Genomic DNA, 16,817 nt, shown 5'->3' with positions numbered 1-16,817 from the left:
CGTTTTTTCGGCAATCTTCAGAAAAACGCCTGAATTCCCGTCTGCGCCCGTCCCAATATCAACGCATGAATATCATGAGTGCCCTCATAAGTATTCACCACCTCCAGATTCACCAAGTGACGCGCCACGCCAAACTCATCTGAAATACCATTCCCACCCAGCATATCACGCGCCATCCGCGCCACATCCAGTGCCTTGCCACAGGAGTTTCGTTTCATCATGGAGGTGATTTCAACGGCTGCCTTGCCCTCTTCCTTGAGCCGCCCCAAACGCAAACAACCTTGCAGAGCCAAGGTTATCTCGGTTTGCATATCAGCTAATTTTTTTTGAATCAATTGATTGGCTGCCAGAGGGCGACCAAACTGTTCTCGGTCAAGGACATATTGACGCGCCGTATGCCAGCAATCCGTCGCCGCACCCAAAGCGCCCCAACTGATGCCATAACGCGCTGAATTTAAGCAAGTAAACGGCCCTTTCAGACCACGAACCTCAGGAAAAATATTCTCCTCGGGGACAAACACCTCATCCATGACAATCTCGCCCGTGATTGAAGCACGCAAACCAACTTTGCCGTGAATCGCTGGGGCAGATAAACCTTTCCAACCTTTTTCTAATACAAAACCACGAATCTCACCCTCATCATCCTTCGCCCACACCACAAATACATCGGCAATCGGTGAGTTGGTAATCCACATTTTATAGCCCGAAATCGAGTAACCACCCGCCACTTTGCGCGCACGGGTTTGCATACCAGCGGGATCTGAGCCATGGTTTGGTTCAGTCAAACCAAAGCATCCAATCGCTTCACCTGCGGCCAGTTTAGGTAGGTATTTTTGTTTTTGCGCCGCAGTACCAAATGTGGCAATCGGCACCATCACCAACGAGCTTTGCACACTCATCATTGAGCGATAGCCCGAATCGACCTGCTCAACCGCATAAGCAATCAAGCCATAACACACGTCGTTTAACCCAGAACCACCATACTCAGTGGCAATCGTCGCCCCCAATAACCCAAGCTCACCCATTTCTCTAAAAATCGCAGGATCCGTGGACTCATGGCGAAAGGCTTGAGTCACACGCGGCTTAAGTTTATCCTGCGCATAGGCTGTCGCAGCATCCCAAACCATGCGTTCCTCATCGGTGAGCTGCTCTCGCAGCAATAAAACATCATCCCAAACAAAACGTGCTTTTTTTGAACTGACTGCCATGAGCTTCTCCGAATCAAGGGGTTATGCGCAAGCGACGCAACATCGCAATGTGAATGGTTTGATTTTGTAACAAATGTTCATAGCAAACAAGAACCACTTGCCGTTTACCACCAATACAATGACAAACGCACAAGCAGATACTTAGTTTTTCAAACACCCGTCCTCAGCATTGATGACTTTTTTGTTTTTGCATAGAGAAAACCCCCTCATCGAGAGGGGGTTTTAAACGTAAGCGTTGTATTATCGTTTGCTCACATCAGGCACATCGCGTTTGACCGAACCGACAAACAACTGGCGTGGACGACCGATTTTTTGGTCAGGATCGGCAATCATTTCGTTCCACTGAGCAATCCAGCCGACCGTGCGAGCCAAAGCAAAAATACCTGTGAACAAATCCGTTGGAATACCCAAAGCACGTTGAACAATACCGGAGTAGAAATCAACATTTGGATAAAGTTTGCGGCTAATGAAATACTCATCCGACAAAGCAATGCGTTCTAACTCCATGGCCAGCTTGAACAATGGATCTTCTTGCAAGCCCAACTCATTAAGCACTTCGTAGCAAGTTTCACGCATGAGTTTGGCACGTGGATCATAGTTTTTATAAACACGATGACCAAAGCCCATCAAACGAACTTCAGAGTTTTTATCTTTGACTTTTTCGATAAAGCCTGGGACATTGTCCACATGACCGATTTCTTCGAGCATTTTGAGTGCCGCTTCATTCGCACCACCATGCGCAGGACCCCACAAACAAGCCACGCCCGCAGCAATCGCCGCAAACGGATTCGTGCCTGATGAACCAGCCAAACGCACCGTAGAGGTAGAGGCATTTTGCTCATGGTCAGCGTGCAAGATAAAGATGCGGTCAAGTGCACGCTCTAATACAGGATTGACTTTGTATTCTTCAGCTGGTACAGCAAACATCATGCGCAAAAAGTTGCCCGTGTAGGACAAATCATTTTTGGGATACATAAACGGCTGACCGATAGAATATTTATACGCCATCGCCACCAAAGTCGGGAGCTTCGCAATCAAACGAATCGCCGAGATTTCGCGTGATTGCGCATTGGTGATGTCAGTCGAGTCATGGTAAAACGCGCTCATCGCACCAACAGCCGCAGTCAAAACGGCCATCGGATGCGCATCACGGCGGAAGCTATTAAAAAACTGCTTCATTTGCTCGTGAACCATGGTGTGTCGCAACACTTTCTCGTTCACAAACGCTTCTTTTTCATCAGCCGTGGGTAACTCGCCATTCATCAGCAAATAAGCGACTTCCAAAAAGTCACACTTCTCAGCCAACTGCTCAATCGGATAACCACGATAAAGCAACTCACCTTTGTCACCATCAATGTATGTGATGGTCGAGTTACACGCTGCGGTTGACATAAAACCAGGGTCAAACGTGAACTTACCTGTTTGCGCATAAAGCTTGCGAATATCAATCACATCAGGGCCAATCGAACCCTCATAAATCGGCAAATCAACCGATGGCGTACCATCCGAAAATGTCAGCGTCGCAGTCGCAGTTTGTTGTGGTGTGGTCATGAGATGATGCTCCTATTATCTAAATAAAATAATTAAAATCAAAAGGTTAAGCGACATTCCTAAGGTAAATCAAACGCTTTTCAGAAAATCCAACACATGTTCAGCCAACCGCATATCATCCGATGTCATGGTGTGTTCACTCGGGTCTACTTCAGCCAAAGCTTTTCGATTCATCAGCAACGCAAACAGCTCATCATCGGGCAAGTCCAACAATAAATCCAACCCGTAGACTTCATCATCTGTCAACCGCGCTTCATGCTGCTCAAAAAAGCGGGTCATGATGATGTCATTCTCAAGCAAGCCACGCTTGGCACGCCAGCGCAGTCGGACACGACGTTTTTCATCAGAAATAATTTCGGTATTGACAGACATTGTATTTCTTTTCTCAAGACTTGAACAGTCTTATATATGACATAAAAGTAATTTTGAATCAATTTTTCAAAAAAACCGCCGCAATGTGGTGCATATTAACGAGATTGTTTGCAGTGCACAAGTGATTTTCTGATGTTTGCATCACCGTTTAAGAGACATCTAAGTAAATCGAGTCAATTACACCGTTGACACAAGCGCCCTACTCTTTGGCCATTACTTTAGCTGCAACCGAAAGGAGTGAGATTGAGCATCGCCACCGATAGGAAAAAACCTCTCGAAACCAGATGTGCAGCACGTAGGTGCGATTAGCACAGCGTAATCGCATGAATGTGAACTTTTCTGAACTTCATGCGTATGATTACGCTTGCGCTAATCGTACCTACCGCGCTACACACTAACGCCGAGTTCAGTGGCAACGACTTGTTAGGAAACAAACGGAATCCACTTCTTTCTCAGGCATTTGGTTAGTGCTTTTTCGATCATGGTTCTATTGAGTTTTTCAGTTTCACGCGTCAGGGCTACTTTTAGGGGGGCAATAGCTTTTTTAATAGGCACTTCATTAAATGCGTATGCAGCCCAGAAACGTGTATGCCCATGATTGCTCTTGAGCACCTCAGCAACTTGAAGCGGGAAGCGCGGTATTAGCTGTACCAATAATTTGCCATAGCGTACCTGTGCACGCCACAAATCATCGCTCGTGTCTCCGTCCCAGGAGTCTTCTCCAGCATCATGTTCTTCTCTAGCTTTACTTAAATCATTGAGTGCAAGTAAGACATCGATAACCTCATCCTCGCCGCATTGCTCCGCAATATTGGGAGGAAAAGTATCGGAATAGTTAAACTCTAAAGCTGAAATACCTTTTGAAGCATTTAAAATTAAATTCTTGAGATTTCCCATATTTTCCTGACGTAGAGCTAAGGGGCAGTTACAGACGGCGCATAAAATGCGAAGCATGTGCTGTTTGTAACTGTCCAATGACGAGCGAAGCGAGGAACGACCTTGAGCGACTTGTTAGGCCTCATGCTTTGCGGCTAGCTCCTTCATTAGTAAAAATCCTCTCTCAAACGAGCCTCGTGTTAGCTTCTTTCCATCGCTCGCCAAGATATGTCCCCACTTGTATGCACCCGAATTAGGTAGCCTTGTTGTGTCTGCTGGCACTCGCAGCATGCCACAAAACTCACCTAAACAGCTGACTGAAAATACAATGTGACCTTCTGAAGGCACCACAATTACTGAGGAAAGACCAAATGCCTTACCCATTTCACGAATTTGCTCTTGCCGATGTGTAAGTTCACAAACCATTGGGTCTATGACTTTTAGATCATCAGACATGTTTTCTTTATCAAGCTTCATAAGCGCCCGAAGCTGCTCAACTTTAGCGAACCTGGCAAACAGCGAACCGTAAATAAAATACCCTGCACCAATTGCGACTTTAGCTGTAAAACGAATTTTTGTGGTTAGATCTATTTCGGTGTTGAACTCAATAGTTAAGCCTGCTGATTCGGCGTTCTCTAAAAAGCGATTATGGCGAGGGCTATATAGCCTCATTTCCTTATTCCTCTTATCTAGCTGCACTTGAACAGAAAGATCTAGCTCTTTTATTCTGCCGGATTTATATGTTGGAACAGGCCTTTTTCCGCTATGCCCACGAACATCAAATTCATTACGTCGCAAAAACATGCTGAGTTCGTTTCCAAGCTTTCCTTCAATTTCACCCGCGACAGAATTAATTGATTTTGAAGCAAGGATTACAAGATCGTTTGTGCCCCCTAGAGATAGTGGAATTATGTGTTCTTCACTTATCTCCGTATTTGGGATGTTCCTTCCCTCATATATGCAAAAAGTAGTTTCGCTCAAGTTACTCGTACCTTTCAATTTGAGGCCTAACGTAGGTTATACGGCAAAACGCACTGATATTCTGTTTTCATTTCGCCGCACATCTTGTTTATTTAAAATTTTCTTTATTAAAAATCAATACGTGACATAAAATTTCAGCCTCATACGAGGCCGAAATTTAATTGAAACACATCATACTGCTCGACGCACCAGCATTTCTTTGATTTTACCGATCGCTTTCGTCGGGTTAAGCTCTTTCGGACATACATCGACACAGTTCATAATGGTGTGGCAACGGAACAGACGATATGGATCATCTAGATTGTCTAAACGCGCAGCGGTGTCATTATCGCGAGTATCAGCAATGAAACGATACGCAGCCAGCAAACCAGCAGGGCCGACAAATTTGTCAGGATTCCACCAGAACGATGGGCATGACGTTGAGCAGCAGGCACAGAGAATACATTCGTACAAGCCATTCAACTCGTCGCGCTGTTCTGGGGTTTGGAGACGCTCTTTCTCTGGCGCTGCAGTATCATTAACGAGGTATGGTTTAATCGAGTGGTATTGATTAAAGAAGTCCGTCATGTCAACGATGAGGTCGCGCACGACAGGCAAACCTGGCAACGGACGCAATACGACTTTTTCAGGCAAATCGTTGAGGTTGGTTAAACAGGCCAAGCCATTTTTTCCGTTAATGTTCATCGCGTCAGAACCACAAACGCCTTCGCGGCATGAACGACGGAAAGAGATGGTTTCATCAACTTTTTTCAGTTTCACCAACGCATCAAGCAACATGCGATCACCATCTTCGAGGTCAATCTTGATGGTTTGCATGTACGGTTTAGCGTCTTTGTCTGGATCGTAGCGATAGATTTCAAAAATTTTGGTTTTCATAGTAAAGGCTCTAATCTGTGTGATTTATTCAGCGGGCAAGCTATGCCCGCTCCGCGGTTGTGTATCTTTAGAAAGTGCGTGGCTTCAATGGCACAGAATCAACAGTCAATGGCTTGAGCACCACAGGCTTATAGTCCAAGCGATTGGCTTCTGAGTACCATAAAGTGTGTTTGAGCCATTCTTTGTCATTACGCCCCATGTACGGGTCGTCCTCTGGTTTTTTCTCGTAGTCATAAACCGTGTGTGCACCACGACATTCGTGACGTGCAGCCGCTGAAACCATCGTCGCCTTAGCCGCTTCGATGAGGTTATCCACTTCAAGCGCTTCGATGCGAGCCGTGTTAAAGACTTTTGATTTGTCTTTGACATGGATATTGGCTACTTGCTCGGCGACTTTCATAATCTCAACCACGCCTTTGTCCATGGTCTCTTGCGTACGGAACACCGCTGCGTGCGCTTGCATGGTGGCACGAATGGTGTCAGCGACGTCTTGGGCATTTTCACCCGAAGTTGAGCCGTCTAAACGCGCCAAACGGGCGAGGGTTTTGTCCGCAGCGTCTTTTGGCAATTCTTTGTGCGCACGCGCACCTGATTTAATCGACTCGACAATGTGGTTACCCGCAGCGCGACCAAAAACCACCAAGTCAAGCAATGAATTCGTACCGAGACGATTAGCGCCGTGCACCGAGACACATGAACATTCGCCGACAGCATAAAAGCCATTAACGACTTTGTTGCCGCTGCTCATACCTGCGCCAAGCTCATGCGGCACCACGACTTGACCGTGGATATTGGTCGGAATACCGCCCATTTGGTAGTGAATGGTTGGAACTACTGGGATTGGCTCTTTGGTGGCATCAACGTTCGCGAATTTCTTCGCAATTTCAAAAATCGATGGCAAACGCTTCATGATGGTTTCTTTACCGATGTGCGTCACGTCGAGCAATACGTGGTCTTTGTTTGGACCAACGCCGCGACCTTCTTTGATTTCCTGATCCATTGAACGAGAAACGAAATCACGCGGCGCCAAATCTTTCAGCGTTGGTGCATAACGTTCCATGAATCGCTCACCGTTCGCATTGCGCAAAATACCACCTTCACCGCGCACGCCCTCGGTAATCAACACACCCGCGCCAGCAACGCCAGTTGGGTGAAATTGCCAAAACTCCATGTCTTGCAATGGAATACCCGCACGCGCAGCCATGCCGAGGCCGTCGCCTGTGTTGATGAACGCATTGGTAGACGCGGCGAAAATACGACCTGCGCCGCCTGTCGCAAACAGGGTGATTTTTGCTTGCAAATTCATCACTTCGCCAGTTTCCATCTCAAGCGCAGTCACGCCGAGCACGTCGCCTTCAGAATCACGAATCAAATCGAGCGCCATCCACTCGACGAAAAACTGGGTGTTTGCGCGGACATTACGCTGGTACAGCGTGTGGAGCAATGCATGACCTGTACGATCAGCGGCAGCACAGGCACGTGGCACAGCCTTTTCGCCGTAATTCGCGGAGTGACCGCCGAAAGGACGCTGATAAATCGTACCATCGGGATTACGGTCAAAAGGCATGCCAAAATGCTCTAATTCATAGACAACATTCGGTGCTTCGCGGCACATAAACTCAATCGCGTCTTGGTCACCGAGCCAGTCAGAGCCTTTAACCGTGTCATAAAAATGGTAATGCCAGTTGTCCTCTGCCATATTGCCCAAAGACGCGCCGATACCGCCCTGCGCTGCCACGGTGTGCGAACGGGTCGGAAATACTTTAGAGAGCACGGCCACCGACAAACCAGCTTCGGACAACTGCAACGCCGCACGCAGACCAGAACCACCTGCACCGACGACGACCACATCAAATTTTTTCGTCAAAACTGCCATTTATATTCTCCACAAAGCCGACACGCCATAAGCGGCGCAGCCCAACAACCACAAAATCGTAAAAATGTGCAAAGCCAAACGCACACCAGCGTTTTTCACATAATCCATCCAAATATCACGCACACCAATCCATGCGTGGTAGCACGCAGCGAGGATGGTAAAAAACGTCAATAATTTCATCGGTACGCACGACATAAAGCTATGCCACACCTCATAAGAGTTGTCCGAGGTTAGGAAGCGCGCCAATACCGCAACCACAAACACCAGCACAATCGCACCTGTGATGCGCTGAGCCAACCAATCTTTCCAGCCATAATGTGCGCCTGTCGTGACGCGCGCTGTGCCTACTTTGACCTGATTCATCATGCCACCTTAAAATAAATTAAATAATTTCGCTGCGACAACCGCCGTCAACGTCAGACTCACTGCCAACACAGTAAATGCGGTTTGACGACCACCTTCTTTGGACACTTTCACATGCACATCCATCACGAGGTAGCGCACGCCCGCGCACGCATGGTGTAACGTCGCCCAAATTAAACCGAGCAAAACGATTTTGACCAATGGATGTGCTAAACAGCTTGATAATGCCGCGAATGACTCTGCCGTGCCAAAACCCGCTGTGACAATGCACAACAACAAAGGCAAGGCCAAAAACAACGCCGCACCACTGATGCGATGCAGAATCGAGACAATACCTGCGGGTGGCAGGCGGTAGTTCTTAATGTCCATGACATTGATGTTGCGAAACTCAGGACGTTTCGCTTTTTGTGGTGTTTCCGACATAACAACCTCTTGATTTAAAATAAACAGTTTAAAACAACAATCTTTCACGACGCTTTCACGACGCGCTCACTGGCGGCTTCATCTGCAACAAATCCCAGCGATTACCATACAAGTCTTCAAAGACCACCACCATGCCGTAAGCCTCGTCACGTGGCGCCTCAACGAATCGAACACCTGCAACTTTCATAGCGGCATAATCTGCCCAAAAATCATCAGTGTGCAAAAACAAAAACACACGGCCACCTGCTTGATTCCCCACAAACGCCGCCTGTGTGTCATCAGATGCGCGTGCCAGTAAAATCGAACAGCTCGCCTTACCACGTGGTTTCACCAACACCCAGCGTTTGTTGCCTTGATCAATGTCTTGCAGCAACTCAAACCCCAAAACATTGGTGTAATACGCAATCGCTTCATCGTAATCACGCACCACTACTGCAACGTGCATTAAATATTGGCTCATCATCACCTAACGCGAAAAAGAATCTTTATCATTCACAAAAACCCATTAAATAAAGGCGCTAATTTCAGCATTAGCGCCCCCTATATAATGTATTTTTTAGATTAATTCGTTCTGATAATGATGCGCCGCTGTCAAATACCAGCCATGTCGCACTTCCACAGGCTTATCCGCATAGGTATATGACAAACGCTCAACAAAAAGCAGCGGTTCAACCGCAGAAACCTCCAGCAATTGAGCCACTTGCGGTGTCGCCACAACAGCACGTAGATTCTCAACCGCACGAATCATGCGCACATTATATTCTGCTTCAAACCATCCGTACAGCGTTCCTTTGTAATTTGTCAGTTTATCCAATGTGACATCAGCAAAAATTTGACTCGGCAGCCAAATCTCCTCAACCACCGCAGGCGTGTTATCAAACGATAAAAGCCGTGAGATTTGAACAGCAGCGTCTTTTTTATTCAGTTCCAAATGCGCGCGCACCGCCTCAGGTGGCGTGGTGTGCTTCACATCCAGAATCGTTGAGCGCGTTTTAAAGTCTGTACCGTCATCCGCCTTCATGCTCAAAAAGCGAAAACGAATCTTTGACTCTTGATGCGTGGCGACAAAAGTGCCACGACCTTGGCGACGCACCAATAAGTTCTCTGCAGCCAGCTCATCGACGGCTTTACGGACTGTGCCCTGACTGACATTGTAACGTTTGGCCAGCTCAACCTCAGGTGGAATTAAATCACCCGCATTCCACTCCCCTTTTTCTAAACTTTGCAACAACAGGCTCTTAATCTGCTGATATAAAGGGCTAAACACTGGTGAGCTGTCTGTGTGTGTGTTTGAGTTAGGCATGGGGCTCTCTTTAGTCTCTTAATTTAATTGATATTGAAATTAGACAATGCTTAGGTCTCATTATGCCGCAAAAACACAAAACTGACTACACTCTTACATCTTGTATAAGATAACAGACCATTGACAAGCATCACACACCACACTAAACTCATGCTGCTGCGCAACACACATCGTCAGATGCAAAACCTTTGGCAAAAGCGATAGAGCCAAATCACAAGCTGCGCTACAATATCTTGTTCGTCAATTTTTTCACAACCCGTTTTCTCAACTTTAAAAAGGTAGTCCATCATGGTAAAAGCCCCTATGCGCGTCGCGGTTACTGGTGCCGCAGGTCAAATCTGTTACTCACTCCTATTCCGCATCGCCAACGGCGACATGCTCGGTAAAGACCAACCCGTGATTTTGCAACTGCTCGACATCACCCCAGCATTGCCTGCTGTACAAGGGGTCGTCATGGAGCTCGAAGACTGCGCATTCCCATTACTCGCAGGCGTCGTTGTCACCGATGATCCGAACGTCGCATTCAAAGACGCTGATATCGCAGTCCTCGTTGGTGCGCGCCCACGCTCAAAAGGCATGGAACGTAAAGACCTGCTCGAAGCCAACGGCGCGATTTTCACCGTTCAAGGTAAAGCACTCAACGACCACGCGAGCCGCAACGTTAAAGTTTTGGTTGTCGGCAATCCAGCCAATACCAATGCCTACATCGCCATGAAATCCGCACCAGATTTACCGCGCGAAAACTTCACCGCTATGCTGCGCCTTGACCACAACCGCGCCTTGTCACAAATCGCTGCCAAAACAGGCAAATCCATTGACGGTATCGAAAAACTCATCGTCTGGGGCAACCATAGCCCAACGATGTATCCAGACACTCGCTTTGCGACCATCGATGGTGAGTCAGTTGATGGCTTGATTAACGATCAAGCTTGGACGCGCGAAACATTCATCCCAACCGTCGGTAAACGCGGCGCAGCGATTATCGAAGCCCGTGGCCTCTCATCAGCTGCCTCAGCCGCTAACGCCGCCATCGACCACATCCACGACTGGGTGCTCGGCACGAACGGTCAATGGGTCACTATGGGCATTCCATCAAACGGCGAATACGACATTCCTGCCGATACGCTCTATGGCATGCCCGTCACCTGCGAAAACGGTAAATACACCGTCATCACAGGCCTCGAGATCGACGAGTTCTCACGTTCAAAAATGAACGCCACGCTCGCTGAGCTCGAAGAAGAAAAAGCGGGCATTGCACATTTGTTGGGTTAATTTCCAGAGTCCATCGAGTTAAAAAATCCCCGCCATTTTCGGCGGGGATTTTGTTTACAGCTTAGGACTCATCAAGTACTGTGTATTCGTTAAAACGAGCCGAAGTCATTGCAGGCTTGACTTTTACAATGACTTTATGGAGCTACAGTGCTAAACACAGCGTGACAAATTATTCATGAGCTTCAATAACTTAATGAGTCAATTCGGTACTGAACGCTGATTAAGCATTGTCCTTAACCACAGTGCTCGCACCATTGGTTTTAACAGACTCAATGCCCGCATCACGAGACTGCTCAGATGCATACATTTGGCTGCTGCCAATAATCTGCGAATTGCCCGCTTTGAGGTTGAAATAAAACTTACCATTGCTGGACGTTTTTTTCTCATAGCGCTCGTCAATTGCAGAATTCTGCTGCACTGACGCAATACCATTTTCCGCTGAGGCTTTGGCTTTATATAACTCACTTGTCAAAATCACCTCGCCATTGCCTGCTTTAAGAGAAAACTTGTATTGCCCATCTGAACTTTTACCTAACTCATACCATCCAGCCATATCAAATCTCCTTGAGTGAAGAGACGGAAGTGTCTCAACGAATTTTGTTAATAAAACGCCCTCAGTATAGCAACGCAATTTTACAAAAACAAGCGCATTAAGTAATCATTATTTTTATCATCACCTGCTTTTTGTGCGACAGCTCAGGTATCATAATGCAAAAGTTGGCAGGGTAAACATCGAGTAGGCGAGATTAGCGCAGCCCTAATCAAACGAAGTAAAATCCCATCAACTCACACGCACAATTACGCTGTGCTATCGGCTTTAGGGTATAAGCCTACCGCTTTTAAAAATCCTAAATGCCACTGCCCCTGAATCCGTGCAACCAAAGCCGCAAACGGCAATGAAAACAGCGTCAGCCAAAATAAAGAATGACTCTCTGCGCGGTGCAGCACCATATTGCGCACCGCATCGCCATGGTCAATCAGCACATCCAAATCAGGCAAAGTACCTGCCACTGCGCCCCACAGAGCCGCTTTACATACCGCTGTAAGTCGCCCCATCGTTGCCACGCTGATGGCTGAACCCAATGCTATTTGAGAAAGAGAATCCATAATGACCTGATAAATAATTGAATGAATGCGTCACGCAACCGCAAAATGCCCAAATTATAACGACAAAACCACCACATCATGAAAGCCGACGATACAATGAGTGAAAACATCAAAAACATTTCTGTCATTAACATTTGAACATTGACTAAACCCGTGTTAAATTCAGCCAACTATTGACACGAAGCTCATGCTTACATGCCCACAAAGACCATTCAAAGTCTTCCAACTTTATCAAACACCATGACACACCCCAATCAAATTCTATTCTCTGACGCCAAAGCCCCAACCATCCTCTCACCCGTTGACCACTATGCAGGCAATGAACGATTCATCCAAAAGGCTCTTGCGAAGCAAGTTTCACTAAACGGGGCATTCGACATCGCTCTGGATTTAGAAGACGGCGCAAGCGTTGGTCATGAGGCGGAACAAGCCAAACTCATGGGCGAGATTTTGGCTTCATCAGACAACCAATTTGACCGACTCGGCGTGAGAATTCATGATGCACAACACCACCACTGGCAGGACGATGTGCGACTGGTGCTACAAACCGCCAAACGCACGCCCGCATACTGGATGATACCCAAAGTAGGCACTATTTTAGACACCAAGGCGCAGATTCAAACACTTCAAAAACTGCATGACGATGTAGCTTTGGCATTACCGCCATTGCACGTGTTGATTGAGACACATGCGGCCTTGCATGACGCCTACGAAATTGCCGCGTTGCCTCAGGTGGAGAGCCTGTCTTTTGGCTTAATGGATTTTGTCTCAGCGCACCACGGTAGGATTCCAGCAGCAGCGATGACTTCGCCCATGCAGTTTGACCATCCCATGGTGGCTTTTGCAAAACTGGCCATTAGCCGCGCCTGCGCCGCACATGGTAAAGTTGCCAACCACAACGTCACCACCGATTACGCAACACCAAACGCCGCGTTTAATGATGCACGTCGCGCACGTGACGAATTCGGCTACTCACGGATGTGGAGCATCCACCCCAATCAGATTGATGAGATTTTGCGTGCATTTACCCCCGATACGTCAGAAGTGGATTTTGCAGCAGCGCTGCTCCTCGAAGCCGCCGCCGCAAACTGGGGGCCCATTTCATTTAACGGAAAATTGCATGACCGCGCGAGCTTTCGGCATTATTGGCTGACGTTGCAACGAGCGTCACTAATGAATCAAGGTTTACCGAGCAGCATTGAACATTGGTTCTAACTGATATTTGAATGATTTCAAACAAAATTGCCCAGCGTTTGCTGGGCAATTTGACGTCACGAGTTTTGCCGACCCATCATCGCTTGCGCCAACGTACCCAAATCAACCTGCTCTAACTCACTGCCAACAGGTACACCACGCGCCAGTCGAGTGGTTCGGATACCGTGCGCATGAAGCTGCTCACTAATGTAGTGAGCAGTCAATTCGCCTTCATTGGTAAAATGCGTGGCGATAATCGCCTCTGTCACGGTACCGTCATTAGCACGAGCGAGCAACGCATCCATGGCGATGTCGCGCGGACCTTTGCCTTCTAATGGATTGAGCTGCCCCATCAACACAAAGTACAAGCCGTTGTACGTCATGGTTTGTTCAATCAATAACTGATCCATCGGCGATTGAACAATACACAACAATGCGTCATTTCGTTTTGGATTGTTGCACGTATGACAGATGGATTGATCGGTGAATGTATGGCAACGTTGACAATGTTTCAGATGCGCGAGCGCATCCGTGATGGCATTCGCCAAATGCTCAGCCCCATCTCGCTCAGACTGAAGTAGGGTGAACGCGAGGCGTTGTGCGGATTTCGGCCCGACACCAGGAAGAACGCGCAAAGCGTCGATAAGGGTTTGTATGCGATCTTGGTTCACGGGCAGTTTTCGGTGGATTTATAAAGCACATTCCCACGCTGCTGCGTGGGAATCATGGGATGATGTGACGGACAACCCAAAGTCCAACGTCATTAAAACGGCATTTTAAAGCCAGCTGGCATATTCATCCCCGCAGTCAAGCCACCCATTTTTTCAGCAGTGGTCGACTCAACACGTCGCACAGCATCGTTCATGGCAGCAGCGACTAAATCCTCAAGCATGTCTTTGTCATCCGCCAGCAATGACGGATCAATGACAACACGTTTGACATCATGCTTGCAAGTCATGGTGACTTTGACAAGGCCTGCGCCCGCTTGGCCTTCAACTTCGATATTGGCCAATTCGTCTTGCGCTTTTTTCATATCGTCTTGCATTTTTTGCGCTTGTTTCATCAAGCCTGCGAGTTGATTTTTCATCATGATGTGGTTTCCTTTGCTAAAAATTTTGATTCAGTATTATACGACAGGTTTCATTCAAATCGGCTTAATCGAGCCTGGTAGAATCATGCCATCAAACTCACGCACGAGCGCCTGCACTGTAGCATCTTGCGCTATGATGGCTTGCGCACTTACTAACTCAGCCTCTTTGACCTGCGCTTGGACTTTTGCTGGTGTCGCAGCAACAGAACCAACGTGGATTTTGAGGGTTTTGTGCGCATCCTTATAATACGCCGCGAGTGCTTTTTCCAAACCGCTAACAGCAACAACATTGCTGGCAAGCGCACGGTTTTCGCAACGTAATTCAATGCGTTTTTCATCAAAAACAATTAGCTCGCTTTGCTGAGCCAATTGTTTGACCAAACCGCGCACATTGAGTTTCGTGATGAGCTCTGTCCAATCGGGCAGATGCTCGCTTTTGATGACCGTCTCTGAGCGTACTGCTGTTGCTGTTGTGTTGAGTGATTGTTTGGCGGATGACGTGGCCACATCTAATGGCTTAGGCCGCGTGACTGCTTGTGGCTTTGCCGCAAACACTGGTGAGGCAACCACCGGGCGTAACGATGCATCGCCGCTGGTCATGCTGGAGAAATACGAGTCATCGTACTCTGGCGGCGGTTCGCTGCCATATTCATCCGTGTACTCATATGCAGTTGACACAGCGGGCGAAGCCGATTTCAGCGCAACGGGGGTCGTTGGCGTTGCCACAATGAGCTTTGGTGTATCATGGGAGTCGACGGTACGCAGAACAACCGATTGAGGAATTGGTTCAGGCGAGCGCGGCGACTCCGTTACGACTTTTTTGCTGGGCTCACTCCATCTTTAGCAGGAGAAAAAGCCAACAAACGCAGCAACATCATGGTGAAGCCTGCCTGAGCATCTGGTGCGAGATGAAGCTGCTCACGGCTGGCTGTGACAATGCTGTAATACAACTGCACTTCATCCGCACCCATCTGGGGCGCAAGCTCTGTGACGAGCTGTGCGAGTTGATAATCATCTGGTTTGGCATCTGGCACGACTTGCGCGAGACTAATTCGATACAAAGCTTGCGCCAATTCAAGTGTCGCGTCATAAAAACTCGTGCTACGCTGAGTCATTTGCTCCGCCAACTCAACGAGTTTTGCACCGTCTTTTTGCACCAACGCGCGCAAAATTGCTTCGATTTGCGCACCATCAGTCGTTCCAAGCATATCTTGTATGGCCGTGAGTGAAACATTTGACGAACTAAAAGCAATGGCTTGGTCTGTCAAAGACAATGCATCGCGCATGCTGCCCTGCGCACCTTTGGCAATCATGTGCAACGCGGCTGGCTCGAACACAACCTTTTCTGCTTCTAAAATGTGGGTAAGGTGTGCAACGATATCGGCAGGCGGCATTTGCTTGAGGTTAAACTGCAAGCAGCGCGACAGAACGGTTGGCAGAATTTTTTGAGGATCGGTGGTGGCCAAGATGAACAGCACATGAGCCGGCGGTTCTTCTAACGTTTTGAGCAATGCATTAAACGCCGACTTCGAGAGCATATGCACCTCGTCAATCAGATAAACCTTGTAACGCCCTGCTGTTGGCATATATACCGCATTCTCAATGAGGCTGCGCATGTCATCAACACCGGTGTTACTTGCCGCATCAATTTCGAGCAAATCGACAAAACGCCCTGCATCAATTTCCATACAGGCTTGGCACTTATTGCACGGCGTCGGCGTGATACCCATTTCACAGTTCAGAGATTTAGCCAAAATTCGCGCGATGGTGGTTTTGCCCACGCCACGCGTGCCTGTGAATAAATACGCATGATGCAGTCGTTTTTCGGTCAACGCATGCGTGAGTGCTTTGACCACATGAGCCTGCCCAACAAGGCTGGCGAAATCGCGTGGTCGCCACTTGCGCGCCAAAACTTGTGAATGCGTCTGCGGTAAATCGTCTTCGTCAAAAAGGCTCATGTTTATGTTCCAAAAGAGACCTTTGTACCCCTGCAATAACAAAGCCCATTAATCATGCATCACACCGTGCTTGACACCGTGTCTCCAGAAAGCAGGAGATTTCGTGTCAAGCCCGAAATAACTTAGGATGATTTAATGAAACCACTGTAAAAAGCAGTTTTCCAAACGTCTCCAAAAATAAAAAAGCGACGGCTCAATGCCGCCGCTTTTTGCGAGAATTAGAGGTTGGCGAGCCTGACTTCGGCACTTGAGCAAAACGGCTGTGGCTGCTTCCTTCCGGACCTGACCCGATTCACCGCGACCCAATGCGAAGGGACCCGCCAGCCGAGATTGTAGCACAAAGCCACCCTTGCCCACCAGCGCCAAC

Annotated in this window: 16 protein-coding genes, 1 other RNA gene and 3 pseudogenes; 2 read left to right on the top strand and 18 right to left on the bottom strand. The window is 47.9% G+C overall.

Annotated elements, in window-relative coordinates; genetic code table 11:
• Positions 1–17 precede the first annotated feature (17 nt).
• The 11 genes and pseudogenes from IE082_RS02730 to IE082_RS02680 form a co-directional block, all read right to left on the bottom strand.
• On the bottom strand, positions 18–1,208 hold the full coding sequence (locus tag IE082_RS02730; RefSeq protein WP_189491160.1) for an acyl-CoA dehydrogenase: 1,191 nt from the start codon (positions 1,206–1,208) through the stop codon (positions 18–20).
• Positions 1,209–1,448: 240 nt separating this feature from the next.
• Positions 1,449–2,759: a citrate synthase gene (gltA, locus tag IE082_RS02725; RefSeq protein ID WP_189491157.1), complete on the bottom strand. Its 1,311-nt coding sequence runs from the start codon at positions 2,757–2,759 to the stop codon at positions 1,449–1,451.
• A 69-nt stretch (positions 2,760–2,828) separates the two neighbouring features.
• The gene (locus IE082_RS02720) at positions 2,829–3,131 is read right to left on the bottom strand and encodes an FAD assembly factor SdhE (RefSeq protein ID WP_189491154.1); all 303 of its coding nucleotides are present in this window, start codon (positions 3,129–3,131) and stop codon (positions 2,829–2,831) included.
• Between the two features lie 423 nt (positions 3,132–3,554).
• The gene (locus tag IE082_RS02715) at positions 3,555–4,028 is read right to left on the bottom strand and encodes a hypothetical protein (protein WP_189491152.1); all 474 of its coding nucleotides are present in this window, start codon (positions 4,026–4,028) and stop codon (positions 3,555–3,557) included.
• A gap of 114 nt (positions 4,029–4,142) precedes the next feature.
• On the bottom strand, positions 4,143–4,988 hold the full coding sequence (locus tag IE082_RS02710; RefSeq protein ID WP_189491149.1) for a hypothetical protein: 846 nt from the start codon (positions 4,986–4,988) through the stop codon (positions 4,143–4,145).
• Between the two features lie 171 nt (positions 4,989–5,159).
• Positions 5,160–5,864 (bottom strand): succinate dehydrogenase iron-sulfur subunit, encoded by a 705-nt coding sequence (locus IE082_RS02705; protein ID WP_189491146.1) that lies wholly within the window; start codon positions 5,862–5,864, stop codon positions 5,160–5,162.
• A gap of 67 nt (positions 5,865–5,931) precedes the next feature.
• Positions 5,932–7,740 carry a succinate dehydrogenase flavoprotein subunit gene (sdhA, locus tag IE082_RS02700; RefSeq protein WP_189491143.1) on the bottom strand — a complete coding sequence of 603 codons (1,809 nt, stop codon included), beginning with the start codon at positions 7,738–7,740 and terminating at the stop codon, positions 5,932–5,934.
• A complete protein-coding gene (gene sdhD, locus IE082_RS02695; RefSeq protein ID WP_189491246.1) occupies positions 7,741–8,103 on the bottom strand; it encodes a succinate dehydrogenase, hydrophobic membrane anchor protein in 363 nt (120 codons plus the stop codon).
• Positions 8,104–8,112: 9 nt separating this feature from the next.
• Positions 8,113–8,526: a succinate dehydrogenase, cytochrome b556 subunit gene (gene sdhC / locus IE082_RS02690; protein ID WP_189491141.1), complete on the bottom strand. Its 414-nt coding sequence runs from the start codon at positions 8,524–8,526 to the stop codon at positions 8,113–8,115.
• A 55-nt stretch (positions 8,527–8,581) separates the two neighbouring features.
• The gene (locus IE082_RS02685) at positions 8,582–8,986 is read right to left on the bottom strand and encodes a VOC family protein (protein ID WP_229809678.1); all 405 of its coding nucleotides are present in this window, start codon (positions 8,984–8,986) and stop codon (positions 8,582–8,584) included.
• 96 nt (positions 8,987–9,082) lie between these two features.
• Positions 9,083–9,799: pseudogene (locus tag IE082_RS02680) on the bottom strand (GntR family transcriptional regulator); the annotation flags it as partial.
• A gap of 318 nt (positions 9,800–10,117) precedes the next feature.
• On the opposite strand from IE082_RS02680, the gene IE082_RS02675 reads away from it, so the two are divergent.
• The gene (locus IE082_RS02675) at positions 10,118–11,101 is read left to right on the top strand and encodes a malate dehydrogenase (protein WP_189491133.1); all 984 of its coding nucleotides are present in this window, start codon (positions 10,118–10,120) and stop codon (positions 11,099–11,101) included.
• 220 nt (positions 11,102–11,321) lie between these two features.
• Here the strand turns inward: IE082_RS02675 and IE082_RS02670 are convergent, their stop codons facing one another.
• On the bottom strand, positions 11,322–11,654 hold the full coding sequence (locus tag IE082_RS02670; RefSeq protein WP_189491128.1) for a YegP family protein: 333 nt from the start codon (positions 11,652–11,654) through the stop codon (positions 11,322–11,324).
• Between the two features lie 307 nt (positions 11,655–11,961).
• Positions 11,962–12,208 (bottom strand): annotated as a pseudogene (locus IE082_RS02665) (metal-dependent hydrolase); the annotation flags it as partial.
• A gap of 240 nt (positions 12,209–12,448) precedes the next feature.
• On the opposite strand from IE082_RS02665, the gene IE082_RS02660 reads away from it, so the two are divergent.
• Positions 12,449–13,423: an HpcH/HpaI aldolase/citrate lyase family protein gene (locus tag IE082_RS02660; protein ID WP_189491122.1), complete on the top strand. Its 975-nt coding sequence runs from the start codon at positions 12,449–12,451 to the stop codon at positions 13,421–13,423.
• Positions 13,424–13,479: 56 nt separating this feature from the next.
• Here IE082_RS02660 and recR read toward each other — a convergent pair whose 3' ends face one another.
• The 5 genes and pseudogenes from recR to ffs all read right to left on the bottom strand — a co-directional run bounded on the left by recR (position 13,480) and on the right by ffs (position 16,772).
• Positions 13,480–14,073, bottom strand: a complete 594-nt coding sequence (gene recR, locus IE082_RS02655; RefSeq protein WP_189491119.1) for a recombination mediator RecR — start codon at positions 14,071–14,073, stop codon at positions 13,480–13,482.
• Positions 14,074–14,165: 92 nt separating this feature from the next.
• Positions 14,166–14,492 (bottom strand): YbaB/EbfC family nucleoid-associated protein, encoded by a 327-nt coding sequence (locus tag IE082_RS02650; RefSeq protein WP_189491116.1) that lies wholly within the window; start codon positions 14,490–14,492, stop codon positions 14,166–14,168.
• 54 nt (positions 14,493–14,546) lie between these two features.
• Entirely contained in the window at positions 14,547–15,218 is a 672-nt protein-coding gene (locus IE082_RS11395; RefSeq protein ID WP_189491113.1) for a DNA polymerase III subunit gamma/tau C-terminal domain-containing protein, read from the bottom strand.
• 86 nt (positions 15,219–15,304) lie between these two features.
• A pseudogene (gene dnaX / locus IE082_RS11390) lies at positions 15,305–16,450 on the bottom strand (DNA polymerase III subunit gamma/tau); the annotation flags it as partial.
• 224 nt (positions 16,451–16,674) lie between these two features.
• Positions 16,675–16,772, bottom strand: an RNA gene (gene ffs / locus IE082_RS02635) — signal recognition particle sRNA small type.
• Between the last annotated feature and the right edge of the window lie 45 nt (positions 16,773–16,817).

It is taken from the genome of Formosimonas limnophila (assembly GCF_014652675.1).
GTDB lineage: Bacteria > Pseudomonadota > Gammaproteobacteria > Burkholderiales > Burkholderiaceae > Hydromonas > Hydromonas limnophila.
Note: the sequence above shows the minus strand (reverse complement) of the source record. Positions and strands in the feature narration are given on the sequence as shown.

What these genes read in the sequence shown, in the direction of transcription:
- sdhD (WP_189491246.1), bottom strand. Translation starts at nt 8,103, where the DNA reads ATGAATCAGGTCAAAGTAGGCACAGCGCGCGTCACGACAGGCGCACAT.
- IE082_RS02730 (WP_189491160.1), bottom strand. Translation starts at nt 1,208, where the DNA reads ATGGCAGTCAGTTCAAAAAAAGCACGTTTTGTTTGGGATGATGTTTTA.
- sdhC (WP_189491141.1), bottom strand. Translation starts at nt 8,526, where the DNA reads ATGTCGGAAACACCACAAAAAGCGAAACGTCCTGAGTTTCGCAACATC.
- IE082_RS02685 (WP_229809678.1), bottom strand. Translation starts at nt 8,986, where the DNA reads ATGAGCCAATATTTAATGCACGTTGCAGTAGTGGTGCGTGATTACGAT.
- IE082_RS02715 (WP_189491152.1), bottom strand. Translation starts at nt 4,028, where the DNA reads ATGGGAAATCTCAAGAATTTAATTTTAAATGCTTCAAAAGGTATTTCA.
- sdhA (WP_189491143.1), bottom strand. Translation starts at nt 7,740, where the DNA reads ATGGCAGTTTTGACGAAAAAATTTGATGTGGTCGTCGTCGGTGCAGGT.
- IE082_RS02720 (WP_189491154.1), bottom strand. Translation starts at nt 3,131, where the DNA reads ATGTCTGTCAATACCGAAATTATTTCTGATGAAAAACGTCGTGTCCGA.
- IE082_RS02705 (WP_189491146.1), bottom strand. Translation starts at nt 5,864, where the DNA reads ATGAAAACCAAAATTTTTGAAATCTATCGCTACGATCCAGACAAAGAC.
- gltA (WP_189491157.1), bottom strand. Translation starts at nt 2,759, where the DNA reads ATGACCACACCACAACAAACTGCGACTGCGACGCTGACATTTTCGGAT.
- IE082_RS02670 (WP_189491128.1), bottom strand. Translation starts at nt 11,654, where the DNA reads ATGGCTGGATGGTATGAGTTAGGTAAAAGTTCAGATGGGCAATACAAG.
- IE082_RS02675 (WP_189491133.1), top strand. Translation starts at nt 10,118, where the DNA reads ATGGTAAAAGCCCCTATGCGCGTCGCGGTTACTGGTGCCGCAGGTCAA.
- IE082_RS02650 (WP_189491116.1), bottom strand. Translation starts at nt 14,492, where the DNA reads ATGATGAAAAATCAACTCGCAGGCTTGATGAAACAAGCGCAAAAAATG.
- IE082_RS02660 (WP_189491122.1), top strand. Translation starts at nt 12,449, where the DNA reads ATGACACACCCCAATCAAATTCTATTCTCTGACGCCAAAGCCCCAACC.